Annotated in this window: 29 protein-coding genes; 6 read left to right on the top strand and 23 right to left on the bottom strand. The window is 37.6% G+C overall.

Annotated elements, in window-relative coordinates:
- Positions 1-50 precede the first annotated feature (50 nt).
- The 8 genes from ACIQVU_RS07600 to ACIQVU_RS07565 all read right to left on the bottom strand — a co-directional run bounded on the left by ACIQVU_RS07600 (position 51) and on the right by ACIQVU_RS07565 (position 7,455).
- Positions 51-1,583, bottom strand: coding sequence for a tetratricopeptide repeat protein (locus ACIQVU_RS07600; RefSeq protein WP_340807348.1), 1,533 nt, complete (start codon positions 1,581-1,583; stop codon positions 51-53).
- A 90-nt stretch (positions 1,584-1,673) separates the two neighbouring features.
- Positions 1,674-2,291 carry a bifunctional phosphoribosyl-AMP cyclohydrolase/phosphoribosyl-ATP diphosphatase HisIE gene (gene hisIE, locus ACIQVU_RS07595; protein WP_340807349.1) on the bottom strand — a complete coding sequence of 206 codons (618 nt, stop codon included), beginning with the start codon at positions 2,289-2,291 and terminating at the stop codon, positions 1,674-1,676.
- On the bottom strand, positions 2,288-3,049 hold the full coding sequence (gene hisF / locus ACIQVU_RS07590; protein WP_340807350.1) for an imidazole glycerol phosphate synthase subunit HisF: 762 nt from the start codon (positions 3,047-3,049) through the stop codon (positions 2,288-2,290). Before hisF ends, hisIE begins: the two co-directional genes overlap by 4 nt.
- Entirely contained in the window at positions 3,043-3,678 is a 636-nt protein-coding gene (gene hisH / locus ACIQVU_RS07585; RefSeq protein WP_402894648.1) for an imidazole glycerol phosphate synthase subunit HisH, read from the bottom strand. The genes hisF and hisH overlap by 7 nt, the downstream gene beginning before the upstream one ends.
- 63 nt (positions 3,679-3,741) lie before the next feature.
- Positions 3,742-4,341: an imidazoleglycerol-phosphate dehydratase HisB gene (gene hisB, locus ACIQVU_RS07580; RefSeq protein WP_340807353.1), complete on the bottom strand. Its 600-nt coding sequence runs from the start codon at positions 4,339-4,341 to the stop codon at positions 3,742-3,744.
- A gap of 4 nt (positions 4,342-4,345) precedes the next feature.
- Positions 4,346-5,620, bottom strand: coding sequence for a histidinol dehydrogenase (gene hisD / locus ACIQVU_RS07575; RefSeq protein WP_340807355.1), 1,275 nt, complete (start codon positions 5,618-5,620; stop codon positions 4,346-4,348).
- A 25-nt stretch (positions 5,621-5,645) separates the two neighbouring features.
- On the bottom strand, positions 5,646-6,290 hold the full coding sequence (hisG, locus tag ACIQVU_RS07570; RefSeq protein ID WP_340807356.1) for an ATP phosphoribosyltransferase: 645 nt from the start codon (positions 6,288-6,290) through the stop codon (positions 5,646-5,648).
- Positions 6,283-7,455, bottom strand: coding sequence for an ATP phosphoribosyltransferase regulatory subunit (locus ACIQVU_RS07565; protein WP_340807357.1), 1,173 nt, complete (start codon positions 7,453-7,455; stop codon positions 6,283-6,285). Before ACIQVU_RS07565 ends, hisG begins: the two co-directional genes overlap by 8 nt.
- A 643-nt stretch (positions 7,456-8,098) precedes the next feature.
- Between ACIQVU_RS07565 and ACIQVU_RS07560 the strand changes: the two genes are divergently transcribed.
- Positions 8,099-8,302, top strand: coding sequence for a hypothetical protein (locus tag ACIQVU_RS07560; RefSeq protein ID WP_402894642.1), 204 nt, complete (start codon positions 8,099-8,101; stop codon positions 8,300-8,302).
- Between the two features lie 99 nt (positions 8,303-8,401).
- On the opposite strand, the gene ACIQVU_RS07555 is transcribed toward ACIQVU_RS07560, so the two are convergent.
- The 7 genes from ACIQVU_RS07555 to ACIQVU_RS07525 all read right to left on the bottom strand — a co-directional run bounded on the left by ACIQVU_RS07555 (position 8,402) and on the right by ACIQVU_RS07525 (position 14,162).
- The gene (locus ACIQVU_RS07555) at positions 8,402-8,944 is read right to left on the bottom strand and encodes an acyltransferase (RefSeq protein WP_340807360.1); all 543 of its coding nucleotides are present in this window, start codon (positions 8,942-8,944) and stop codon (positions 8,402-8,404) included.
- A 6-nt stretch (positions 8,945-8,950) separates the two neighbouring features.
- Positions 8,951-9,592: a pyrophosphatase PpaX gene (ppaX, locus tag ACIQVU_RS07550; protein WP_340807361.1), complete on the bottom strand. Its 642-nt coding sequence runs from the start codon at positions 9,590-9,592 to the stop codon at positions 8,951-8,953.
- 12 nt (positions 9,593-9,604) lie between these two features.
- Positions 9,605-10,426 carry a prolipoprotein diacylglyceryl transferase gene (lgt, locus tag ACIQVU_RS07545; RefSeq protein ID WP_402894639.1) on the bottom strand — a complete coding sequence of 274 codons (822 nt, stop codon included), beginning with the start codon at positions 10,424-10,426 and terminating at the stop codon, positions 9,605-9,607.
- Positions 10,427-10,469: 43 nt separating this feature from the next.
- Positions 10,470-11,405 (bottom strand): HPr(Ser) kinase/phosphatase, encoded by a 936-nt coding sequence (gene hprK, locus ACIQVU_RS07540; protein WP_340807364.1) that lies wholly within the window; start codon positions 11,403-11,405, stop codon positions 10,470-10,472.
- A gap of 135 nt (positions 11,406-11,540) precedes the next feature.
- The gene (gene cccB / locus ACIQVU_RS07535) at positions 11,541-11,861 is read right to left on the bottom strand and encodes a cytochrome c551 (protein ID WP_402894637.1); all 321 of its coding nucleotides are present in this window, start codon (positions 11,859-11,861) and stop codon (positions 11,541-11,543) included.
- Between the two features lie 52 nt (positions 11,862-11,913).
- On the bottom strand, positions 11,914-12,756 hold the full coding sequence (locus ACIQVU_RS07530) for a YitT family protein (RefSeq protein WP_340807367.1): 843 nt from the start codon (positions 12,754-12,756) through the stop codon (positions 11,914-11,916).
- A 176-nt stretch (positions 12,757-12,932) separates the two neighbouring features.
- Positions 12,933-14,162: an EAL and HDOD domain-containing protein gene (locus ACIQVU_RS07525; RefSeq protein WP_340807369.1), complete on the bottom strand. Its 1,230-nt coding sequence runs from the start codon at positions 14,160-14,162 to the stop codon at positions 12,933-12,935.
- Between the two features lie 378 nt (positions 14,163-14,540).
- Here ACIQVU_RS07525 and ACIQVU_RS07520 point away from each other — a divergent pair, with 378 nt between their 5' ends.
- Genes ACIQVU_RS07520 through ACIQVU_RS07505 form a run of 4 tightly spaced genes read left to right on the top strand, consistent with a single transcriptional unit; the run spans position 14,541 to position 17,209 of the window.
- Entirely contained in the window at positions 14,541-14,909 is a 369-nt protein-coding gene (locus tag ACIQVU_RS07520; RefSeq protein ID WP_340807370.1) for a GntR family transcriptional regulator, read from the top strand.
- Between the two features lie 2 nt (positions 14,910-14,911).
- Positions 14,912-15,805 (top strand): ATP-binding cassette domain-containing protein, encoded by an 894-nt coding sequence (locus ACIQVU_RS07515; RefSeq protein ID WP_340807371.1) that lies wholly within the window; start codon positions 14,912-14,914, stop codon positions 15,803-15,805.
- Positions 15,789-16,514 carry a hypothetical protein gene (locus tag ACIQVU_RS07510; RefSeq protein WP_402894632.1) on the top strand — a complete coding sequence of 242 codons (726 nt, stop codon included), beginning with the start codon at positions 15,789-15,791 and terminating at the stop codon, positions 16,512-16,514. The genes ACIQVU_RS07515 and ACIQVU_RS07510 overlap by 17 nt, the downstream gene beginning before the upstream one ends.
- Positions 16,514-17,209, top strand: coding sequence for a hypothetical protein (locus ACIQVU_RS07505; protein ID WP_340807373.1), 696 nt, complete (start codon positions 16,514-16,516; stop codon positions 17,207-17,209). Before ACIQVU_RS07510 ends, ACIQVU_RS07505 begins: the two co-directional genes overlap by 1 nt.
- Before the next feature lie 49 nt (positions 17,210-17,258).
- Here the strand turns inward: ACIQVU_RS07505 and ACIQVU_RS07500 are convergent, their stop codons facing one another.
- The 8 genes from ACIQVU_RS07500 to lplA all read right to left on the bottom strand — a co-directional run bounded on the left by ACIQVU_RS07500 (position 17,259) and on the right by lplA (position 25,901).
- Positions 17,259-17,906 (bottom strand): VTT domain-containing protein, encoded by a 648-nt coding sequence (locus tag ACIQVU_RS07500; RefSeq protein ID WP_402894630.1) that lies wholly within the window; start codon positions 17,904-17,906, stop codon positions 17,259-17,261.
- A 418-nt stretch (positions 17,907-18,324) separates the two neighbouring features.
- Positions 18,325-19,872: a fatty acid--CoA ligase family protein gene (locus ACIQVU_RS07495; RefSeq protein WP_340807375.1), complete on the bottom strand. Its 1,548-nt coding sequence runs from the start codon at positions 19,870-19,872 to the stop codon at positions 18,325-18,327.
- Positions 19,873-20,014: 142 nt separating this feature from the next.
- A complete protein-coding gene (locus ACIQVU_RS07490) occupies positions 20,015-21,949 on the bottom strand; it encodes an FtsX-like permease family protein (protein ID WP_340807376.1) in 1,935 nt (644 codons plus the stop codon).
- Complete coding sequence (locus ACIQVU_RS07485; protein WP_340807377.1) at positions 21,921-22,697, bottom strand: ABC transporter ATP-binding protein; 777 nt, start codon at positions 22,695-22,697, stop codon at positions 21,921-21,923. The genes ACIQVU_RS07490 and ACIQVU_RS07485 overlap by 29 nt, the downstream gene beginning before the upstream one ends.
- Positions 22,698-22,710: 13 nt before the next feature.
- On the bottom strand, positions 22,711-23,118 hold the full coding sequence (locus ACIQVU_RS07480) for a hypothetical protein (RefSeq protein ID WP_402894626.1): 408 nt from the start codon (positions 23,116-23,118) through the stop codon (positions 22,711-22,713).
- Between the two features lie 11 nt (positions 23,119-23,129).
- The gene (locus tag ACIQVU_RS07475) at positions 23,130-24,113 is read right to left on the bottom strand and encodes a sensor histidine kinase (RefSeq protein ID WP_340807379.1); all 984 of its coding nucleotides are present in this window, start codon (positions 24,111-24,113) and stop codon (positions 23,130-23,132) included.
- Positions 24,113-24,817 (bottom strand): response regulator transcription factor, encoded by a 705-nt coding sequence (locus ACIQVU_RS07470; RefSeq protein WP_340807380.1) that lies wholly within the window; start codon positions 24,815-24,817, stop codon positions 24,113-24,115. Before ACIQVU_RS07470 ends, ACIQVU_RS07475 begins: the two co-directional genes overlap by 1 nt.
- 91 nt (positions 24,818-24,908) lie before the next feature.
- Entirely contained in the window at positions 24,909-25,901 is a 993-nt protein-coding gene (lplA, locus tag ACIQVU_RS07465; protein WP_340807381.1) for a lipoate--protein ligase, read from the bottom strand.
- A 144-nt stretch (positions 25,902-26,045) separates the two neighbouring features.
- On the opposite strand from lplA, the gene yhfH reads away from it, so the two are divergent.
- The gene (yhfH, locus tag ACIQVU_RS07460; RefSeq protein ID WP_340807382.1) at positions 26,046-26,171 is read left to right on the top strand and encodes a protein YhfH; all 126 of its coding nucleotides are present in this window, start codon (positions 26,046-26,048) and stop codon (positions 26,169-26,171) included.
- Positions 26,172-26,334: the final 163 nt, after the last annotated feature.

The raw sequence follows: 26,334 nt of genomic DNA, 5'->3' as shown, positions 1-26,334 counted from the left end.
GTCCGTATGTTCATCGTATGTGAAAGTATAAAGTTATTCAACTAAGTTGCTCACACTTGCTCATCATGACTATTTGGTAAAAACATTAAAATTTCATCAATATATTTTGTTAATGTGGACACCGCTATACCATATTGCTGAGCAATTTCCTTCTTTGTGACTTTCAGCATGTGCGAAGTTTTAAATAAATAATCATTTGCACCCGCAATCGCTGCTGGATTTGTAAAGCGATAATTTTGCCCTAGAGCTTGCTCACATAGCACAAACCACATTTGAAACATTGGTACAATTAGTGAGGAGAGCTTACCATACTGCTCTAATAAAATTTCTGGCACATGAACAGCCCGTAAAAAGCTCGCTTCTACTTTATTTTTTTTATCAAACTCATGACCAAGTGCATAGGCTAAAAACAACTTTTCAAACGTACCTAATTGCTCCACATTTATCCATTTAGGATGCGCAATAATTTCTTGCTTATACGCTGTATCCTTTAATAAAAACAAGCCAAAAATGCGCTCACTTGTATAGTTGCTTTCTAACTTTTCAACGATAAAATCACGATTATGCTCTAATGCATCAAGCGCCAATTCATTTTCCTGCTGACGCCAAGGCTCAAATCCTTCTTTATCTGGATCTAACTCCAGCAGTTGCTCCCATGCGCTTTTGGAAATTTCCTTATGCCCTGAAAAATAACCTGCATGTGATAGCCAGAAATAAAACCCTGCATCACCTGCATAGCCTCGCTTCTGCATACTACGCAGCCATTTAAAGGCTAATTCATATTGCCCGATTAACGCCAATGTCGCACCTAGTTTATAACGATGCTCCCATGTATAGGGCTGAATTTTAACAAGAATATTTAATAACTCTTGTAAATCCTCCTCGTTTTTTTCATAGTATGCAATGACTGTTAAATTACAAAGCGCATGTAAATTTCCTTTATTTTCACGTAGCACTGTATGCAAGAGAGCCTTTGCCTGCTCTTCTTCTCCAACATAAAAATACGCAAGCGCTAGGTTATTATACGCAGACCAAAACGCTGGTCGATCTTCAATTAAATCTTCTAAAATCTGAATAGCTTCTGGAAAATTCCCCTTTTCCATGCAGCGACGAGCCTGCTCCTGACGATATAAATCCTCGCCAGATCCTTCTGGCACCTCAAATTCATCCTGCTCAAAAGCAACAAACTCTAATATTTCTGCTGCTTCATCTGCATAAGCACCCTCAGGCTCTAATTGCAAATAGCGCTCTGCAAAATTTTTAGCATCATGCATCATCCCTATACAGCCCGATACCTCTGCCATATAAAAAATAATTTCTGGATTATCTGGGTCAAGCTGATAGGCACGACGAAGCAGATCATACGCTTCTTCAAAACGTTGACCTTCTAATTCAACGATGGCTAGTTGTAAAATAATCATAGAATCATCAGGGCTTAAATCTACAGCACGCTGTAAATATTTATAGGCTTTATTCATTTGTCCACTATTCATTGCCTGAATTGATTTTTTATAATAATAGTCGCCTGTTGGAATAAACGACACTATATTCGATTGCTTCTCATTTTGACGTTTCTTTTCCAATATATTTCCTCCGAAACAAGAAATAAGGAACGTATTTCACGTTCCTTGACACAGTAACACTTATTATACCATACAATTAATAATATGCTGTTATTTCTCCTCGTGACGTTTTTCCAACACATATAGAACATCATAAATACTTACTTTTTGCTCTTGCAGTAATACTAGCAGATGATAAATTAAATCTGCAGCCTCCCATTTAACTTCCTCTGCATCACGATTTTTAGCACCAATCACAACCTCTGTCGCTTCTTCTCCAACCTTTTTACAAATTTTATCGATACCTTTATCAAATAAATATGTAGTATACGCCCCTTCAGGCATTTCCTGCTCTCGCTTTTCGATAACACGGACAAGTTTAGAAAGGATGTCCACAGAGCCAACTTTTTCATTTTGCTGAATTACCTCAGTAAAGCAAGAAATTGTACCATTATGACAAGCTGGTCCGTTCGGTAAAACCTCCACCACTAATGCATCTTGATCACAATCTGCTTTGATCGACACAACTTTTTGTGTATGACCACTTGTTGCTCCTTTATGCCAAAGCTCTTGTCGTGAGCGAGAATAAAACCAAGTTTCCCCTGATTCAATTGTTTTAGCGAGTGACTCCTTATTCATATAAGCCACTGTCAGCACTTCTTTTGTATTGGCATCTTGCACAACCGCTGTCACAAGACCTTTTTCATCGAATTGAATCATGTCAATCATCTTACTGCCACTCCTTTTTCACGTAAGTATTCTTTTACTTGCGCTACGCTCGTTTCTTTATAATGGAAAATAGATGCTGCAAGTGCTGCATCTGCATCTACACCTTCTGCTAATACTTCGTAAAAATGTTCGGCATGTCCCGCTCCACCACTAGCAATTACTGGTACTGTGACAGCCTCTCTGACCGCCTTTGTTAAAGCTAAATCAAAGCCTGATTTTTCGCCATCCTGATTCATACTTGTTAATAAAATCTCGCCAGCTCCTAAGCGTACAGCCTCTTTCGCCCACTCAATAGCTGACCAAGTTGTTTTATTACGTCCACCGTGTGTATAAACCATCCACGTGCCATCCTCTTCACTATAACGTGCATCAATTGCTACAACAATACATTGTGCGCCAAAGAAGTCAGCACCCTCTTGAATAAGAGCGGGGCGCTCCAACGCAGATGTATTGACAGAAACTTTATCCGCTCCTGCACGTAAAATACGCTTCATATCATCCAATGTACGAATACCACCGCCAACCGTAAAAGGAATTGCAAGCGTGGCAGCCGTTTGCCGAACGACATCCACCATCGTTTCCCGCCCTTCATGTGAGGCAGAAATATCTAAAAATACAAGCTCATCTGCACCTTGCTCATCATAAAACTTCGCCAGTTCAACTGGATCACCTGCATCGCGTAGTGAAACAAATTGTATTCCTTTAACAACGCGACCTTCCTTTACATCAAGACATGGAATAATACGTTTTGTTAGCATGCCTTCACACCTTTCAGCCATTGCTCTAATAAATAAACACCTAGCGCACCCGATTTTTCAGGATGAAACTGCATGCCAGTGACAGAGCCATTTGCGACAATGCCTGGCACTCTTATACCATAGTAATCAGCATAAGCAACAAGCTCCGCCTCCTCAATATCTGTGGCATAAAAGGAATGAACAAAATAAACATGCTTAGCTGGTGCTTCCTGCTGCAGCCATACAGGACGGTTTGAAATTACTAGCTCATTCCAGCCCATATGTGGCACTCGGTATGCTTGTCCTTCCTCATTCATACCACTAAACTGTTGTATACGCCCTTTAAAAAAGCCTAGCCCCTTTGTTGGCGTTACTTCATTACTTTCCTCAAACAATAATTGCATCCCTAAGCAAATCCCCAGCAAAGGACGATTCTCACGTTGTGCTTTTTGTAAGTAATAATCTAATTTTGTTTCTGCTAAACGCTTGCGAGCATCAGGAAATGCACCAACCCCTGGCAATAGAAGAGCATCTGCTGTATCCAACACGCTTTCATCAGCCGTGACAATAACCTCACAGCCTTGTCGTTTCAATGCCTGCTCCACACTAAATAAATTGCCCATACCATAATCAATCACACCTATTTTCATGTTAACAATCCTTTCATTGATGGTACTAGACAGAACACGATTTTGAGTCGCGCGTTGTCCATGCTATGTTAACAGCCCCTTCGTTGATGGCACTCCTTTAACACGAGGGTCGATTGTCACCGCATCATCAATAGCACGCGCCAACGCCTTAAAAATTGCTTCAATAATATGGTGTGTATTATGCCCATATGGGACAATTACATGGACATTCATACGTGCCTCTAACGCAAATTTCCATAAAAACTCATGCACTAACTCCGTATCAAAAGTACCTACCTTTTCCGTTAGCTCTGGTACACGATATTCTAAATGTGGACGGTTTGAGCAATCGACAACAACCTGTGCCAGTGCATCATCCATCGGCACAAACGCTGTTCCGTAACGTTTAATACCCTTTTTATCGCCAAGTGCTTCACGAATCGCCTGCCCTAGCACAATTCCAATATCCTCTGTTGTATGATGATCATCAATATAAGTATCACCAGTCGCCTGTATTGTGCCATTAAATAGACCATGCTTGATAAATAAATCAAGCATATGATCCATAAAACCTACTCCTGTTTGAATCTCAGCCTTACCTTCACCATCTAAATCAATCGCTACTGCAATTTGTGTTTCATTCGTTGTCCGCTCTATTTTTGCATATCGTCTTTTTTCAGTCATTGTACTACTCCTTTTCCCACCCACGTGATTCTACTGCACGTGCATGACCCTCTAAGCCTTCCATCCGTGCTAAACGTGCTATTTTAGGTGCATTGTTTGCCCATGTTTTTTCACTGTAATAAACAATGCTTGATTTTTTAACAAAATCATCAACATTTAAGCCGCTAGCAAAGCGAGCCGTGCTATTCGTTGGTAATACATGATTTGTACCCGCAAAATAATCACCGACAGGCTCAGAGCTATAGCGACCAATAAAAATACCACCAGCATGTCGAATTTGTTGTGCTACTATCTCAGCATCATCTGTGACAATTTCTAAATGCTCTGGTGCTAATGAATTAATAGCAGCAATAGCATCTGTTAATGTTTCTGCTAAATAAATTGTTCCAAAGTTTTCAATGGAAGCGCGTGCTACATCTTGACGTGGTAACGTTACTAATTGGCGCTCTACCTGCTCTGCTACCTTTTTTGCCAATTGTTCAGAGGTTGTTATAAGTACGGCACATGCCAATGGATCATGCTCTGCCTGTGATAAAAGGTCTGCTGCAATTTCATCAGGATATGCTGTGTCATCAGCCAAAATAGCAATTTCACTTGGACCAGCAATCATATCGATCGCTACCTCACCAAAAACCTCGCGCTTTGCCAATGCTACAAAAATATTCCCTGGACCTGTAATTTTATCAACAGGTGCGATTGTTTCTGTACCGTAGGCAAGAGCCGCAATTGCTTGTGCACCACCGACCTTATAAATTTCATCAATGCCTAAAATATGTGCTGCTGCTAGAACACCTGCTGGCAACCTCCCATCACGACCAGCTGGGGATGTGATGACGATACGCTGTACACCTGCAACTTGCGCTGGAATAACATTCATCAGTACGGAGGAAGGATAGGCGGCTGTTCCACCCGGCACATACAAGCCTACCGCATCAAGCGCTGTTACTCGTTGCCCAAGCCAAGAGCCATCACCTAGCTCTAAGCGATAGCCTGAACGCTGCTGTTGTTGATGATAAAGACGAATATTATGAGCTGCCTCTGTTAAATCCTGATAGAGCTGTTGATCTAACGCATTGACGGCTTCCTGAATTTCTTCCTTTGTTACACGTAAATGCGTTGGCACATAGCCATCCCATTTTTCAGTATAGGCACGTAATGCTGCATCTCCCTGTAATTTAACATCTGATAATACTTGTCTTACTACCGCTAGTTGCTCTTCATTGCCTCCCTCAAGCGGTCTTTTTAATGAAATACCTTTTGCTAGCTTTGTTATTTTCATAGATTTAAACCCCTTTATTATGTAGCTAGATAGGATTACTCTTTTGTTCACTTACACACTTTTTTAGTCGTTTTACAAGATCGATAATACGGTCACCCTTCATACGATAACTAACTGGATTGGCAATTAGCCGTGAAGATACCGCTGCAATAAATTCATATTCTACTAAGCCATTTTCTTTTAACGTACGTCCTGTAGATACAATATCAACGATGCGATCTGCCAAGCCAATCATTGGCGCTAGCTCAATCGACCCGTTTAGCTCGATAATTTCAACTTGCTCACCAATGCCTTTATAGTATTTCATTGCTATATTTGGATATTTTGTCGCAATTCTTGGGGCAATTTCATTCATCGTTGTATTTGGTAATCCTGCTGACGCGATATAGCATGTGCTAATTTTCAAATCAAGCAGCTCATGAACCTCTCGCTGTTGCTCTAGCAAAACATCCTTTCCAGCAATACCGATATCTGCAACACCATGCTCGACATAAACTGGCACGTCCATTGGCTTTGCTAAAATAAAACGAATTTTTTCCTCTGGGATTTCAATCATTAGCTTGCGTGACATTTCTACTTCTTCTGGTAAATTAAACCCTGCCTCTAGTAGCATCTGATATGCCTCTTCAAAGATTCGCCCCTTCGGCATCGCAATTGTTAACTCATTCACTGCCAACTTCCTCCTGTCCAACAACAACTACTTCTGTAAAGTTTGTTAAAAAGGCTGCCTCGTCAACTAAGCTACTACGCAACTGTAATGTAGCTAGCTTTCCTGCTGCTCGCAGTGCCTTGACCTTCGCTAAAGCTGTTGCATACTGTTCTTCCTCAAAAAGTACAACTGTTGCTTCTGGATGCTTGTTGGACTGTTCATTTAGCGTTTCTAATAAACGATCTACTCGAATACTAAAGCCTGTAGCACCTACTTGTGAGCCAAACACCTCTAACAAGCCATCATAGCGCCCTCCATTACCTAGCGGGAAGCCACTGCCTGAAGCAAAAATTTCAAATAACATACCTGTGTAATAGCTCATATGACTGGAAAGCGTAAAATCAAAGGCTACATAATCAGCTAAGTCCGCTATGTCAAGTAGTTGAGCAAGCTGCTGCATATATTCTAGTGCATCATTTTTACGCACATATTTTTCAATATCTCGAATTTCCTTAACATGCATGGCTTCTTCAATAAATTGCAGCAAAGCATCGGATTTTGCTTTTGGTAAATCAAATGACTCTACAGCTTCTTCAAATCCTACATAATTGCGTTGAACGAGCAATGTTCTTAAAACGGTTTGTTGCTCTACGCTTTCTGTGTAATCCTGTAAAATACAATTAAGAATACCTGCATGACCAATTGTTACTTTAAATTTTTCTAAATGGAAATGCTTTAACAGCTCCATTGCTGTGACAATCACTTCTGCATCGGCAAAAACAGATTGATCTCCAATTAATTCAATACCCATTTGTTCAAATTCTGCAGGTCGTCCACCTTCTGTTTCCTGCGCTCGAAAGACACTAGCAAAATAAGCAAGACGCAATGGTATCATTTCTTTTAATAATTTGGATGTTGCTACACGAGCAATCGGTGTTGTCATATCAGGTCGTAGCACTAATGTATTTCCTTGACTATCCACTAACTTAAATAAATGAGCATCAGCAATCGCTGAAGCCTTGCCAACTGTATCAAAATACTCTACAGCAGGTGTTTTAATAAATTCATAACCTCTTTTATATAAAAAGTTTCTGCCAGCATGTCTGACTGCCTCTACTTTTTCATATATTTGCGGAAATGTATCACGCATTCCAAGCGGTTTTTCAAACATTTTTATCGACGACATATAGACACTTCCTCGCACTTTAGTTCACTAGAGTATTAGAGAATCAGATTATGAAAGAATTCTAACGTATTTCGCTTCAACCGTCAACGTTATCTACATAAATTATCAAAATCTTAAAACACTTATTATTCTGTTAATTATACACTTTATGGAATGAAAAATTATAGCAAAGAATAACATAATTTCGTTTAAATTTAGCTCATTATTCACAATGGCTAACATTTCAAAGACTTATACCATCACTATCAGCTCTCACTAATTTTAGAGAAACACCTATACTCATGTAGGATTTGTCAAAATATTTTATTGAGAATAAGAATATGTCATTTTTATAACAAAATAATCCACCCTATAAATTTATAATTTTCAGAAAAATGATAATGATTATCTTTTAAAGCTTAACTCGCACAAATACTGATTATTTAATAAGCTGTTCTCAATAAGGTTACGAATAAATTATAATAATATATTAAATAATCCCCTTTAAATTAAAACGATTCTCAATCTCATTATCATTTAAAACACTGTTATATCAATATTTCAGTTGTTTTTCATCTTCATTCTATTTTTTCTTTTACATTTCAAGAAACTCAATATAGAATAATATTAACACTATAAAAATTACACATTGGAGGGATGTATTATGGCATGTCCATTCGTACAACTTAGCGAGCAAATGATTGTTAGTATTTGTAAAGGGGAGTATTATCCGGGAGATAAAGTAACACTTCATGCATCAGAGGATATTGATGGCACTGCAATTAAATCAACCTTCGTTGAGTCAACTTGCTTAGGTGACCATGATAACTGTGAGTTTAAGCCTGAATACGATACAGCACATGCATAAAAAATTTTTAACTAATAAAAACTCCCCATTTGATAAACAAATTTTATTTTTAAATCTGTCTACCTAGTGGGGAGCATATCATCTTAGAGTCGCGTTTACTTATTTTTTAGGTGTACACCACTCTACAACCTCATGACGCTTACGCTCTGCCATTTGTTCAGCAGTGTAAATAATTCGCATTGGGTTCCCACCTGCCAAACAGCCGGCTGGCACATCCTTATGTACAAGAGTTGCAGCCGACACAATAGCTCCATCACCAATTGTTACTCCTGGTAAAATGGTTGTATTTGCCCCAATCATTACTTCATTGCCAATATGAACATCCCCTAAGCGATATTCCTCAATTAAATACTCATGCGCTAAAATCGTTGTATTAAAACCGATCACTGTATTTTTACCGATAAAAATACGTTCTGGAAACATAGTATCTGGCATCACCATTAAAGCTAATGAAGTTTGCTCACCTATTGTCATCTTTAAAAATGTGCGATAAAGCCAGTTTTTCACACGTAAAAAAGGTGTGAAGCGACCAATTTGAATGATAATGAAACACTTCATCACCTTCCAAAAGGACACCGTGTCATAAATATGCCAAAGCGAATTTGCACCTTCAACACGATAGCGTTCTGTTTTACGTGCCATCTAACCTTACCCCTCTTTCACAATATCCAGTAAATCTGTCATATGCTGTAGCATATAATCAGGTTTAAATTGCTGTAAATAAGCCTCACCTTTAGCAGCCCAAGCAACACCAGCTGCTCTCACCCCTGCATGGTGACCAGCTTCAATATCATGTGAATTATCTCCAATCATAATGGCATCTTCCTTGTCTACACCTAAACGTTCTAAGGCAAGCAGAACAGGCTCTGGATCAGGTTTCACATTTTTCACATCATCTGTACCAATACGCACATCAAATAGCTGTGCTGCACCAAGCACCGAAAGTCCACGATCAATCATATCATTACGCTTTGTGGACACAATGGCTAACCGAATGCCTAATTCCTTTAATTGCTCCAGTGTGGAAACAACATTCGGATATTGTGTAACCAATTCATCATGATGCTCTATATTCCAAGCACGATATTTTGCCATTAAAGCATCCTCTTCACCAGGTGCAATGTCGCTAAATGTCTGTTTAAGTGATGGACCAATAAATTTCAAGCAATCTTTTGGCGAATATTGCCCAGGAAATCGTTCATTTAATACATGCATAAATGTTTGAATAATTAAGTCATTCGTATTCAATAAAGTCCCATCAAAATCGAATAATAATGCTTTTACAGCCATCGTTACATCTCCTTATTTATCATCTAAATAGTTCACAACAGGCTTGACCTTTATTCTACGGTAAATAATGGCACCAAGACCTACTACAATGCCAACTACAGATACAACCTGTGCTGAGCGTAAATCACCCACTAAATAGAGGCTATCTGTACGCAAGCCTTCTATATAAAAGCGACCAATTGAATACCAAATTAAATAACCAAAGAATATTTCCCCGCGATGTAGATTCACTTTACGTAATACTAATAAAATAATCAGACCAATTACATTCCATACAGATTCATATAAAAATGTAGGATGTACATATGTCCCTAGTTCCTCAATATACATTTGATTGATAATCCAATCAGGCAGCATCAAATTTTCTAAAAACTCTTTCGATACAGGTCCTCCATAAGCCTCTTGGTTCATAAAGTTACCCCATCGCCCAATAATCTGCCCGATTAGGATACTTGGTGCTGCAATATCCGCAACTCGTAAAAAGCTCACATTTTTAATCCTTGTAAATATGTAGGCTGTCACAAATGCGCCAATTAGCGCTCCATGGATCGCAATACCACCATTCCATATTTCAATGATTTTCCCTGGGTTTTCACTATAATAATCCCAGCGCATTGACACATAGTAAATACGTGCACAAATAATAGAGATAGGTACTGCCCATAACAATAAATCAGCAAGGAAATCTTCAGGTAGTCCTCGCTTTACAGCCTCTCGTTGCCCAACAATATATGCTAAAATAATCCCTGATACAATCAATAATCCATACCAGCGCACTGCAATAGGCCCCAAATGAAAGGCAACAGGGTTAATATCTAATAATAATAAATCCATCTTCTACTCCTCTCCATTATGTGCTGATAGTATATCGCCTTCACTAATCATCTAACACATCATTTGAGCTAATAACCTCATCTAAGCGTCTTGAAAATTCCTCTGCTGCATTCACACCCATTTTCTTCAATCGATAATTCATTGCAGCTACTTCGATAATAACTGAAACATTACGCCCTGGTCTTACTGGAATTGTTAACTTTGTTAGCTCTGTATCAATTATTTTCATTTTTTCCTCTTCTAAGCCTAAGCGATCATATACTTTTTCTGGGTCCCAAATTTCCAGCTCAATTATCAATGTAATTCGCTTATATGGACGTACTGCACTTGCGCCAAATAACGTCATAATATCAATAATGCCAATACCTCTTATTTCAAGTAAATGCTCTAATAAAGGCGGTGGATTACCAATTAGTACATTTTCAGTTTCTTGGCGAATTTCAACACAATCATCTGCTACTAAACGATGCCCCTTTTTCACAAGCTCAAGTGCTGTTTCACTTTTCCCTACGCCACTTTTGCCAATAATGAGCACGCCAATACCATAAACATCAACAAGTACACCATGAGCAGCTGTCATTGGCGCTAAGCGTCCTTCTAAATAATTTGTCAATCTACTTGAAAATTTAGTGGTTGTCATATGTGTTTTAAAAACAGGGACATGCTCTTCATTTGCAGCCTGTATAAGCTCCTCAGGCACTTCTAAATCCCTTGAAATAATAATTGCTGGTGTATCCTGTGAACAAAGTAAACGCATACGCTCAAGTTTGACACTTGCTGGCAGCATTTCAAAAAAGGATAGCTCTGTTTTACCAAGTAACTGTACACGATTTGCTGGATAATGTGTAAAATAGCCAGCCATTTCAAGTCCTGGTCTTGAAATATCGCTTGTGACAATCGCTCTGCCAATCCCTTCCTCTCCAGCTAGTAACTCTAACTTAAATTTCTCCATAACATCTCTTGTTAATACTACGCCCAATGAAAAAGCCTCCAATCAATGGATAAGGTTCTCTCTATTTTAGCATGACTATGTACAAAAGAAATATATTTACGCTTAAGCGTTTACGAGCATAAAAAAACTAGCGGCTCTCCAGCCCGCTAGTTTTAAAAGCACTTATTTTTGAGTTGCTAACCATTTCGCAACAGCCTCTGCATCTTCACCTTTTACGATACCAGGAGGCATTCCATTTTGACCATTATTAATAATATCTAAAATTTCCGACTCAGATAAACGCGAGCCTACATCATTCAATGCTGGCCCACTTGCACCTTGTAGCTCGCCACCATGACAGGAAACACAGGATTTCATGGCAATCGCTTCACCATCTGGCGCTGTAGCACCTTCATTATCCTTAGTGCCGTTATCATCTCCGCCACCACATGCTGCTAAGAAGATAGCTGAGCCAAACACTAATGTTAACATTGCTTTTTTCATTCATACCCCTCCTCATTATCAACAAATACCTTACGTCGCCATTATACCAAAGTTATGCACGTTTGAAACCTTCTCCTAATACCTCATAGGCATCAGAAACGATAACAAACGCTGATGGATCAACGCTTTTAATGAGTTGTTTCAGCTTTGTGAATTCGGTTTGATACACGACAACCATTAACACTGGTCGTTCCTCTCCTGTATAGCCGCCAATTGCAGGTAATTTCGTTACACCACGATCAATTTCAGCATAAATGGCCTCACGTACCTCATCTTGTTTCAATGTAATAATATAAACCATTTTGGATTGGCTAAAGCCAAGCTGAATAATATCAATCGTTTTTGTTGTAACATAAAGCCCAATAAGCGCATACAAACCCTTTTCTAAATCAAAAACAATTGCTGCACTAATCGCAATGATGCCATCTATAAATAGTACACTTGTCCCAAGCGATAATCCTGTAAACTTTGTAATGATTTGCGCTAGTAAATCAGTGCCACCAGTAGAAGCATTCCCCTTAAAAACAAGTCCTATTCCTAAACCAACTACAATTCCACCAAAAAGTGCACCCAGCAATGGATTATTCGTCCAAGGCTCCCAGCTATTTGTTAGTAAAACGACAGATGGCAAAGTAATCGTTCCAATAAATGATTTAATGCCAAATTTTTTGCCCAGCAAGATAATCCCTGCAACAAATAATGGAATATTAAATGCATATTGCACAATTCCCGGATTCCAGCCAAATAAGCCATGTAATATGGTACTAATACCGCTTACACCACCAGAAGCAACTTGATTTGGTAATAAAAACACATTAAAGCCAATCGCAATAATCGCTGCCCCTATTATTACATACACATATTCTACAATGCTTTCCTTCATATCATGCTTCATTTCTCCACGTCCACTTCAACTATCAGAATTTTTTTAAGACGAAATGATTATAGCAAATAGTTATTGTATTGAGAACTTCATCTTGATGAAGGAAATATACGATTGAAGAAAACACAAAAATAAGCTATCTTAACAAGCGTAAGATAACTTACTAAGCAAATATTTAGTCTGCCCATTTAAAATGATTTTTCTGCCCATTCCATCGCTTCATAATATAAATGCTCCATATCTTTTAGCTCCATATGAAATTGAGGAGCTAGCTCTTCTAATTGCGCCCAATCTAATTTTCCTAACGCGATACTAAATTCTAAATAAGGCGTCATTTCTGTTTCAATTCCTAAAATTGTATTTGTAATAGCCTCTGAAAAAGGGAGCTGCTGCAAAATAGCCTCCATTGGTCGTTGTAATAATGTATCAATCAATGAAAACATTCCTACTAAAAAATATTCCGAGAAATTCTTTCTATACGTAAGCTTTGCTAATTTTTCGCAAACTTTTGCTCGGAATAACGAGGTACATAAAATTTCCTTAAAGATATCCGAATCTGTATCCATATCAATTTCGCGCATCGCTAATAAATAAATCCATTTACGTAGGTTTGGTATGCCTAGTAAGACAATCGCCTGCTTAATGGAGCGTACCTTTGATTTAGAACGCTTAGATGAATTATTTATCATTTGTAACAATTTATACGTGAGTGAAATATCTCGTTCAATATTTTCTGCCAGTAATTGAATATTTGGCTCTTCCTCTTTTAGTAATGAGATAATATGGATATATTGAATGGTATTCGCTGGAATATCTGTTGCTTGCACAATTTGAGGCTTCTCAAAAAAGTAGCCTTGAAATAATACATAGCCAGAGGATTTAGCCACTTCAAATTGATGGCGAGTTTCCACCTTTTCAGCTAATAATTGAATATGTGGGAAGCTTTCCTTTACCTTCTGTTCAACTTCCATTCGTTTTACAATAGATGATGCTAAAAAATCTATTTTAATATAATCGACTTGCTTAAATAATTCATCATAGATTTCCACCTGCTCATCCATAATAAAATCATCTAAGGCAATTTGAAAGCCATGTTGTTTTAGCTCAATAACGCGTTCCACTAACTCTGGTGTCAGCGGCACGTTCTCTAATATCTCTATTACAACTTGAGAAGGATTTAAAAATTCATGAATAGAGCTCATTAATAGGTTTTCAGTAAAATTAACAAAGCCGGGTTTACCTTTTGTTACTTCTTCAAAACCAATTGAAAGAAATGAGTTCACCAATACATCAATCGTTGCTGCATCTGAATCAACCAATGGAAAGGCATTGATGTTGTTACCACGGTACAGTAATTCATACGCAACGATCTGTTCATGAAGATTGAAAATAGGCTGTCTGCCAATAAATACTTCCATTTCGTTGCCCCCATTTCTCCGCATTTTAGTAATTAATAGTATATCATTTTTTATTACCTGATGCTTATACTTCAATATAGTTTCCTATCAATCTAATAGGTATAGTACAAAAGCCATCCACTTTGTTTTAAAGAATACTGAAAAAGTCGATTCACAGAAAGAATATTGCTATAAATAAATTTTTTATAGCCATTTTAACAAACAAATCATAGAAAAATACTGTTATTTTAAGAAGTCTGCCCATGTTTCAGTAACCTCATTATTTTACCAAGATGACTTTTACTATCATTTTACGCTAGACATTTTCTATTCTTCGAGATATAGTACATTACAATAGCAATGCACTATATTACATAATATAGAGAGGAGGATTTTTGCTTGCATATCCAGCTAAATAATTCAACGCCTATCTACATTCAAATTGCTGAGTGGCTTCAGCATGAAATTATTGCTGATCGCTTACAGGCAGATGAAAAAGTTTACTCACAGTACCAGCTTGCTGAACTGTTCAATATTAATCCAGCAACTGCTGGTAAGGGATTAACGCTATTGCTGGAGGAGCAGCTTCTCTATAAAAAACGTGGGCTAGGAATGTTTGTCATGCCTGATGCGAAAGAAAAAATTATGATGAAGCGGCGCAATGAACTATTAACAAAAATGGCAAAAGACCTCGTATTAGAAGCCCGACGTTTACTTGTTTCAGACAAAGAATTGCTAACGCTAATTCAAAAAATTCAGGGGGAATAATTATGAACGTAATTCAATGTGAGCAGCTAAGTAAAAGCTATGGTCATCGTCAGATACTCCAGCAAGTGACCTGCACGATTGATGGTCAAAAAATTGTAGGTGTTATCGGGCGTAATGGTGCTGGTAAATCAACATTATTTCATCTTTTAGCGGGGCATCTAAAAGCAACAAGTGGGATATGTAAGCTCTTTAATCAATACCCATTTAATAATATTCAAACGGCGGCTAACACGATTTTTATTCACGATCAATTAAGCTTCTCGAATTACTTATCACTTGCAGAAATTTTAACAATGGCGGCTGATTTTTATCCTAACTGGCAAAATGATTTAGCCTACCGCTTATTACATCACGCGAACATTGATCTTGCTATGAAGCATCACCAGCTATCAAAGGGACATCGAGCTATTTTCAACCTTGTTTATGGGCTAGTTGCTCGTTGTGCTTTCACAATTTTAGATGAACCAATGAATGGTATGGATGAAGCAATACGTCAGGATTTTTACAGAGTGATTTTAAAGGAGTATATCGCCTTCCCTCGCACCATTTTAATAGCGAATCATCATTTACAGGAGATGGAACCTATTTTAGAAGAAATTATCCTGCTGCATGAAGGTAAGTTAGTTGCACATGCGCCTGTTGATACGTTCAAGGAACAGCTTATTGCCGTAACTGGACCAAGTGAAGAAATAGCAGCATTGTTCTCACAGCTAAACATTTATGCCCGTAAAGAGCTAGCAAATATAGCTACGATTATTATAGATGCTAAGCAATTAAAGATGGCAGAGGATGTGATGCAAGCCAGAGGAATCACTACAGCAGCACTATCCATAAGTGATGTTTCTCATTATTTAACCTATAAAGAAGGAAGTGATATTGATGCAATTTTTGACTAAATTATCGCCTATCTTTATCCTAAAAAAGCAAATCAAATGGAAGGCAAAGCTGTATCTTTCAGCCCTTAGCTCACTTATTATCTTACAGGCTATCTTTATTGTGCTTTCTCTCAATCAAGGATTCGCTTCAGAAGGTTATGGGCAAGCAGATTTAGATGTCCAGTTTTCTATCTATTCATTAGATATCTATTTATTAACGGCTATGCTATGGGCTATTATTACAGGGCTACTATTTTCGACAAAGGGCTATCGTCAGGATGATTTAGCGATTATTTCTAGTAGAACATCGAGTGCAATTGCTAATAGTTTTGTTATGATTTTATATAGCATTGTAGCTGTGTTGATTTTGGTTTCTTCTTACTTTATTCAAATTATATGTTTATTCATGCTACAAAAGGATGCACTAATCATTAATCAAATAATAATTTCACCTTTCATTTTACTTGTATGCTTTTGCAGTATTAGCTTCTCAGGATCTGTTGGTCTACTAATTGGCTATTGCTTTCAAGGACCACGTATTTTAAAATTTGCGATGACTTTTCTATGTATTGGATTTTCTGTTATAACCATCATCTATCCAAACTTGATTAATCTACAGCCATTTATACTTTTACCTAATCTAGTAATAAGTGCAGGTCTCTTTTTAATAGCAATTATTTGCTGTAGCCTGACAGCTTGGATTGCCCGCCACTCGGAGGTGACAAGCTGATGATTTTTATCATAGTTTCTGTTTTATCAATACTGCTCATTGCATCGTTTGTAATATTGCTTGCTAGAAAGCTCGGTAAGCTAACAGAAGGCTTTTGGTCGCCTCGAAAAATTTTCATCGGGATTATCAGCTACCTTGCACTTGGTTTATGTGCCTTTCTTTATATAAGCTTGTTCTTAGATTCACCGACCCATGTACTTTCAGCTTCTGAATTAACAGCAATCGAAAAGGATATCCATATGATTGAAACCTATGACCAAGAATATAATGGCTCTTTTTTAACAGAGCAATATCAACGAGATAGATGGGAATTCGATTTTCAAGGTACATCACTGCCTGTAACTCTCCAAGATTCTTATACGTTTAATATTCGCTATCGGTATGATGAACATATTCCAGTAGGGAAAGCAATTGTCACCTACTATCAATTTCCTTATATTATTAATGGCATTAATATTGCAGGTGAAATACCAACACCACATGTATATATAGAACAAAATGAACTCATTATTCAGCCATTACCTATACAACATATTCAATATAAGCGTGCAGAGGCAGTATTAACGTTTTTAGCGTTTAATCGTGAGCCTCATGACCATTCACCATCTACACAATCTTCTAAATTTATGGTGATTACTATATCGCCTGATGTGGAGCTTGAAGATCGTCAAGGTTTCATTCAATATTTACAATAGCTAAAAAAGACAGTCCCAGTGATAATTACTCACGTAAGGACTGTCTTACTTATTTACTCTTTTTCGATTTGATTGCTCCAACGATAGCAGGGATCACGGAAATAATAATAATTAAAATGAGTACAGTTGAGAAGTTCTCTTTAATAATAGGAATATTACCGAAGAAGTAGCCTAGCAATGTACAGCTAAATACCCATAAAAACGCACCAAAAACATTATAAAAAAGGAAATAGCTATACTTCATTTTACTTGCACCCGCTACGAATGGAATAAAGGTGCGGATAAATGGCATAAAACGAGCAATCACAATTGTTTTTCCACCATGCGTATTAAAGAATTTTTCAGCCGCCTCCATACGCTCCTTTTTAATGACCTTGCCAAGGAAACTAGTTGGAGGAATCGATGTGCCTACTTTATGGCCAATATGGTAGTTCATTGTGTCGCCTAAAATAGCTGCTGCTAAAAATACAGGAATTAATATCCACATATCAAAGGCCCCCATTGCAGCAGCTAATGTGCCACTAGCAAATAGCAATGAATCTCCCGGTAAAAATGGGAAAATAACAACTCCTGTTTCTACAAAAACAATGGCAAATAAAATAAGATAACTCCAGTTGCCAAAATCACGAATAATCTCTTCTAAATGCACATCAATATGTACAATAAAACTAATTAAATCTTGAATAAGCTCAATCATTGCATATAGGCTCTCTTTCTCTATTATCGATTTATTTTTAACTGACCTACATCGAGCTATAAGTCGCTCATTTGTCATTCCGTGAATTTTGACGTTATAGCTATCCAAAGGTTGCAATTCTACTAGCTACTATATGCTCGAATGCATGACGTTATGTTCCAAAACTGATTCTATCATTTGTCTACAAAGTCCTTCAACTGATTTCTTGTAATAGCTAAGAGCACATTTATCGCCTATATCGTAAGGATATATAGTCATTTCACAATGTAGCCTAGATGAATAAATAATAGCTAGCATAGGCTTGTCACAACTTTGACAAAAACACTTTACACAAATCAGCTATTATTGTTGAAATGATAGCTAATGGCAAATAAAAAAGTCAGCTTCCACCAAAACAGTGAAGGCTGACTGTCTAATTTTATACCTTTGCTTTAAGAGAACGACGCAATATTTTTCCTGTCGTATTTTTCGGTAACTCATCCATAATTTCAATTACTTTTGGCACTTTGTATTTCACCATATGTTTAGCACAATAAGTGAATAAGTCCTCTGTTGAAGTAGCTGCTACCTCTTTAAGCACAACATAGGCATGTACTGCTTCGCCTAAATTCGGGTCAGGGAAGCCTACAACTGCTGCCTCTACAATATTATCATGGGCAAATAACACTTCCTCAACCTCTCGTGGATAGACATTATAGCCCCCAACAATAATCATATCCTTTTTACGATCAACAATATAAAAATAACCTTCCTCATCAACCTTTGCTAAATCTCCTGTATAAAGCCAGCCGTCACGTATAGCCATTGCTGTTTCCTCTGGTAGCTTATAGTAGCCCTTCATCACATTCGGTCCACGTACAATAAGCTCTCCTACCTCACCAACGGGTACTTCCTGACCATTCACATCCACCACTTTATTTTCCACATTATTAATGGATGTGCCGATAGAGCCTGGCTTGCGCTCACGGTCTAACGGGTTAAAGCATGTTACAGGTGACGCCTCCGATAAACCATAGCCCTCTGACACACGTACATTAAATTTCTGCTCGAAATTATGTAATAATGCAACAGGTAAAGAAGCTCCCCCTGAAACAGCTAAGCGAATTGTTGCGAAGTCTTCAGCATTGCCTTCTGGTAATTGATATAAGAAATTATACATTGTTGGAACACCCGCAAATACTGTTGCCTTTTGCTCCCTTGCTAATGCGAAAATTTCTGCTGGGCTAAAACGAGGTACAAGCAAAATCGTTGCTCCACTTAATAGCGGTGCATTCACCACAACTGTTAAAGCAAAGACATGAAATACTGGCAATGTAGCTATAACACGATCATCAGCTCTTATTCCTAAATAATGAGCAACATCACGAGCATTTGAATAGATATTACCATGTGTTAGCATAGCTCCCTTTGGGCTGCCAGTTGTACCAGATGTATATAAAATAATCGCGTTATCATCATCTGTCACTTCCACAGGTTGTAATGCTTCAGCAGCATTGGCAATGACCTGTGTAAATAAATGCGTTTTGTCACGCGCCTCTGGTGATAAAGCTGCAATTTTTTCAGCTATATCTGATGCTGTTTCACAAATGATAAATGCTTGCACCTGCGGAAATGCTTGTACACCCTTTTCAACTAATGGTAGTAAAGCATCCAATGCAATAACTGCTTTTACATCTCCATTATGTAAAATATAAGAAATTTCATCTGGTGTATAGATTGGATTCACAGGTATTGCTGTTGCTCCTAAACGCATTGTCGCATAGAGCGCAATTAAATAATGTGGCGTATTGCCAAGTAAAAACGCCACATGGTCCCCCTTTTCAATACCTAAATCTTCTAACCCCTTTGCAAAGCGTCCAACAGCATGTTCAAATTCCCCGTAAGTCGTATTCTTCCCCATAAAATGATACGCAACTTTTTCCGGTTGCTCTATTGCCTGTTGACGAACACATGAAACTAAATTCAATTACACCATCCCCTTATCGTATAAAATGAATCGCTATTCAGTAATATTATATAAGAAATACATCTAAAAGACAATGAATCTTTTTATTTCGTGTTATAAATTAGCTTAAGTAATCCATTTTTTGCTCTTTTAAGCACGTTCTTTATGAGCGAATATGAGAGATGTAACGCCAACGAATTAAGTAAAAATACACTACTTGTATAACGACAAAAAAGCCAAATGCAAAGAATACCTCTTTTACAATCGAAATATTCGCAAAATCTTTTAAAACACCTTGAACCATTAAAAAGGCGAAAGCGCTATGCATCATTGCAACGCCCCATGGTAAGAAGAATTGCGGGAATAAGTGGCGATTGACAAGCTTTTTCAGCTCCGCATCTGTTAAGCCCATACGCTTTAATACATCAAATTTGCGCTTTTCTCGTTCAAGGGAAGTATGCAATTTAAAGTAGACAAAGCTTCCTGCCGCCAGTAAAAATACTGTTGCCACCAAGACACCCACTAATGTAAATAAAGAGTAGGTAGCTAATATATAAGAATAATTTAATCCTGCATTTTCAAAGTAGAAAGGACTAAATTTATCCTTTTTGCTAAAATATAAATTCGTTTCTAAATTCACTATATCCTTGCCAATTTCTTTTGTTTCCATCCATTGCGGAATGACAAACGTAAATAAATGGTAGCTTGGCTGCATAATATTTTTATCAGAAATTGGATGAACAAGGTTTGCAAAATCCTCATCACTAATAACAATTGAATTTACGCTAACAATTGATCCAGGAAATACAATTTTAGGATAGACACTATCAATTGTTATCGGTATTGAATTTTCCTCCAGCACCGTATGCACAACTCGATCTTTTAATTTTTTTAGTGCATCCTCCGAATAAGGGATAAAGACTGCTTCTCCTGCCGCAAGATTCAACAATGGGTAACTATAGGATGACAGCAATACATTCATATCAGACTCTCGAAATACTTCTACTTCATTTTTTGTAAACGAGGATGTTTGTTTTACCACAACAAAACGGGATAGCTGATAGGATAAGCCCTTGTCCTCTAATTGCAGACGTAGTGAGTTAATATGCTCCCGCTCAAATGGATTATCAACATCTCCCTTATAGACAAGCCCTAATGGATTTAAACGATCGTATTGAATAGTGTAAGAGGACATTGTTGCTAATACACCTACAGATAAAAAAGCGAGTGTTGACACCATTGTCACAACAAAAAACATTTTGACATTATCCATCATAATGTGTGTTTGCTCAGCAAGTGACAGAAGACGATAGCGTCGCCAATAAAATTTACGCTTGCCACGCGCCAAATCTAAAATATATGGCACAGAATCACTAAAAAAATAATATGTGCCAAAGGTTGCTGAAAACGGGATAATTAATGTTAAGCCAATTAATGAAGTGTGCCCCACAACAAAGGCTAAAATATACGTTGCTAAAATTAGAGCAACACCATATATAGCACGAATTTTAGAATAGGTTGCTAGGCTGCTTAAATAATCACTGCCTTTAATTAAATCTCGTAGCTGTCGTTCTCGTGTAAAATACACACTAATAAAGGAAATCACGACAAAGGCACTTGTAAAAACGCCAATTGTTAATAAAAATGGCTCCCATGAAACATATAATGGTAAATCATCTAAATGCAAAATCTCACGCACAATCATAAAGAAGAATTTTGAAAATGAAAAACCAAAAATAATCCCTACAATAATAGAGCCTGAGCCAATAATCATGGTTTCTAAAAAGACAAGCCTATTCATCTGACGCTTTTCCATGCCTAAATGCAATAAAATCGCAAATTCATGTGAACGCGCCTCTAAAAAAGCACTCATCGAATAGTATAAAAAGAATAATGTAAAAAGGACGAGTACAATTTCAGCACCCACCATCCCAATGAGCGATACTTCACCTAATATCCCATGCTCAATATCAGGATGAAACATCAGCATGGAATAGATAAAAAATACAGCCACAGAAAAAAAGCTTGCCATGAAAAAGGCACCATATACTCGGCTGTTCCGTACGACATTACGGTAAGCGAATTGTCGAAAGGTCACCTACTTGCCCTCCTCCTAGTAAGCTCAAAACATTTAATATGCGTTGGAAAAACATTTGGCGACGATTATCTCGGTAAATTTCATTGAAAAATTCGCCATCTTTAATAAATAACACACGATCACAGTAGCTTGCGGCAATTGGATCATGCGTTACCATAATAATCGTCGTTTGTTTATCCTGATTTACTTTTGTTAACAACTCTAGTACATCACGAGATGAGTTAGAATCTAAATTACCTGTTGGCTCATCCGCTAAAATCAGGCTTGGGTTATGAATCAATGCACGCCCTATTGCCGTTCTTTGTGCCTGTCCACCAGATATTTCATTTGGTCGTTTATGCAGAAAAGAGGTTAAATCTAGCTTTTCTATAATGCTTGCTAGACGCTCCTCCATCACCTCTAATGGCTGCTGGTCTAATGTTAATGGCAGCACAATATTTTCTTCTACCGTTAACATATGCAAAAGATTAAAATCCTGAAATATAAAGCCTAGCTGTCTTCTTCTAAAAAAGGCAAGCTCTGTGGCGTTCAATTTATGCGGATTCATGCCATCTACAATAATTTCACCGCTTGTTGGTTCATCAATTGTCGAAATAATATTGAGCAATGTTGTTTTACCGCTTCCTGAAGGTCCCATTACTGCTAAGAATTCGCCTTCCTCCACCTCAAAGCTTAGTTGATTTAAGGCTCGATGTGTTACCTTGCCTTCATATACTTTTGTCACATCTTTAATTTGTAAAATAGGCATACTTTTATTCACCTTATTTCTTTATTAATTCTAAGGATGCTGGTAACACTACTTCAAAACCAATATGGAAATGAGGTTCTGCCAATATAGAGTCTTCCTCAATCAGGCTAAAGCAATATTTGCCAATCACCACATCCCAAGCATCCATTTCTCCCTCGATAATGTCACCACATACCGTATAATAGCCACTGTACATAATTTGCTCGCCCTCCACAGGAAAGGCATTCAATATTGTTGGCTGCTGTAAGTCTAGCCCAAGCGTATTTGAAAAATGCAGTAAATCTGCATCGAGTATTTGATTTGCCTCATGAAAGCTTTGATAATGTACATCTTCATCCATTCGGAGCTGTGTCGCATACAGAGCCTTCGTTTTCTCCTTTTCAATATTTAATAGCCAATGATTTATACGTATTTCCGCCATGCTACTTCCCCCTAATTTGTAAATGTCACTGTTACAATTGTCCCTTGACCTACTTCTGATGTAATGGTTAATTCATGCCCAAGCTTTTCGCAAATTTCTTTAGCTAGGTAAAGCCCCATCCCTGTTGATTCCCCTGTTTTACGCCCATTTTCACCAGTAAAAAAAGCCTTTGTTACACGTGAAAGATCAGAGGCGGGAATCCCAATTCCTTCATCACAAATGGCTAACTGCACGTAGTCATCCTTTTGAATAGCGGAAATCACAATTTTTTTATTTGCTTCAAATGTATATTTCACTGCATTGGTAATAAATTGACCAAGAATAAAACGAAGCCATTTTGAATCACTCGCAACAATTAGGTCATCCTCAACATGAATTTCAGGGAAAACCCTTTTCGTAATAAATAAACGTTTATTTTCATTAACAGTTGCAGTCACAATTGCCTTTAACGCAACCTGCTCTACCTGCATATCATCTTCAAAGTTTTCTAAGCGTGCATTGACAAGTACCATATCCAAGCCTCTGCGTAAGCGATCAATTTCCTCCTGCACATTCCTTTTATCAAGAGGGCGATCATCCTGCAATAATAGCTCAATAACAGAGATAGGTGTTTTCATCTGATGCACCCATTGATTCATAAATTGGTCATGCCGTTTTTGACTTGCATATAATGAATGCAGCTCATGCTGATAAAGGCGATACAATTCATGCATATATTTTTCTGTTTGTATAGCCTCAGGTGTTTTCGCATTTTTTTGCAATACATCCTCCATTGTTGTAGGAAGCTGCGTTATTTTTAATAAATAGCGTTGACGCATTAAATAACGGACAAGTAGAAATGACGCTAATAGTACAAGGCTAATACAGAAGGAATAAATCGCTGTATTAACATTTCGAAAGCCATCCAGCGCATATAAAACCATAATAAAGCCAACTAGTAAAAGCTGGAACACAATAAATGATGCATAATCGCGTAAAAATAATTTCCAGCCCACTACAGCTCACCTGCACTTAATATAAAGCGATAGCCTGCACCACGCACAGTTTCTATCGTCGATGATATCTCATAATCCGCTAGCTTTTTACGTACGCGTGTCATATTGACATTTAATGTATTTTCATCAACAAAGGCTTGATCGTCCCAAAGCTCCTCTAGCAATTGCTCGCGTGTCACGACCTTTGGCGCATTGCCCATTAAAAGTTCTAGGATAATACACTCTTTTTTCTGTAGAGGAATGGCTAAATCATTTTTATGCAGCTCCATTCTTTCTAAATGCAGGATAAGCTGCCCCTGTTTAATTGTCCGCTCCTCTTGTCTTGCCGCATACTCACCATATGTACGACGCAAATGACTCCGAATTTTAGCCAATACAATCTCATAATTAAATGGTTTTGTAATAAAATCATCACCGCCATTTTCAAGGGCAAAAATTTGATCCATCTCCCCTGAACGGGCAGAAATAAAAATAATTGGGCATGTTGTATGCTGGCGTAGCTGGCGACACCAATAATAGCCATCATAGGCAGGTAAATTTATATCAAGCAGTACCATATGTGGATTGAATGCTGTAAATTCTTCGATAAGATGTTCAAACTTTTGAATGGTTTCAACCTCGTATTGATATTTACGAAGCGTTTCCGCTAATAATGAAGCGATTTTCACATCATCTTCAACGATAAATATTCGATGCTTTTCCATATCAACACTCCTTTCTTTCTATATTGTATCAAAAAAAGGTTCGACGACATAATTGTCAGCGAACCTTCAGCCTAAAAAACCTTTATTTTCCTTAATATATTAATTGTAAAAAGTCTTCTGTTGAAATTCCGCCAAAATATGTAGGAATATCAATATCCGCCAACGCTTTCGCAATGGCAGCTCTATCATAGTTTGTCCCAACTAGACGCTGTTCTATATCAGCTATATCGCCTACACCAAAGAAATCACCAAAAATATGTGCCTCTTCAATGATACCATGATTCACCTCAAGACGAATATCGACACCACCTGTTGGGAAACGATGTGTTTTTTGAATATTGAAGCGTGGTGATTTACCATAGTTCCATTCCCAAGTTTGATAACGCTCCGCTGATAGCTTATGAATATTCGCCCAATCTTCCTCAGTTAGCTCATAATAGCGAATATTTTCTTCTCCACCAAAAATAGATTTTAAAATTTCAAGACGGAATTCCTCAATTGTCATTTTTTCTTGCAAAAACTCAGAAATATTGGCTACTCGTGAGCGAATGGATTTAATACCCTTTGATTCAATTTTGTCCTTTTTCACCTTTAAAGCTGAAACAACCGCATCAATTTCTGTATCAAACATTAATGTACCATGACTGAACATGCGTCCTCTTGTTGAAAACTGTGCGTTGCCTGACACCTTGCGTCCCTCTGCTAAAATGTCATTGCGCCCTGAAAGCTCTGCATTCACACCCATTTTTGCTAGCGCGTCCACAACTGGCTGTGTGAATTTTTTATAATTCATAAAGCTATCGCCATCATCATTTGTAATAAAGCTAAAGTTAAGATTGCCTAAATCGTGATAAACAGCTCCACCACCCGAAAGACGTCGTACTACAATAATGCCATTATCCTCTACATAGTCTGTGTTGATTTCTTCAATTGTATTTTGGTTTTTGCCAATGATAATAGCAGGCTGATTAATGTAAAAAAGTAGCACTGGCTCCTTCTCAACATCCATTGTTTTTAATAAATATTCCTCAATCGCAAGGTTAATGCGTGGATCATGAATCCCTTTATTATCAACGAAAATCATAGTTTACGTTTCCTCCTTCACAAAATATCCATATTTATTCTACCGTAAATTAGGCATTTTGTGTTGACGAAAAGCATCTGTTATAATACACTATAAAATATCGAAACAGTAATAGTACAGATGAACTTAAAGGAGGCGTCCACAATGTTAGAAAATGTAGTTGAATTTTTCAAGAACTTACCTGCAAAGCAGTGTACTGAATGCGGTGAAAAATTGGAAGAACAAAGCGAATGCTACAGCAACACTTGTGAAAACTGCAACCACCTATAAGCATTTGCCTATTCTGTAACCGTCATATACGTGCCCCACACGTAGCAATTATGACACCCCTCATCATTTCTATGATGAATCCTTAATTAAATCTCTTACACTTACAAAACAAACAGCTGATACGCTCATATCAGCTGTTTGTTTTTATATTAATATACTTCAT

This window comes from Lysinibacillus sp. NPDC098008, from assembly GCF_044760715.1.
Classification (GTDB): domain Bacteria; phylum Bacillota; class Bacilli; order Bacillales_A; family Planococcaceae; genus Lysinibacillus.
Note: the sequence above shows the minus strand (reverse complement) of the source record. Positions and strands in the feature narration are given on the sequence as shown.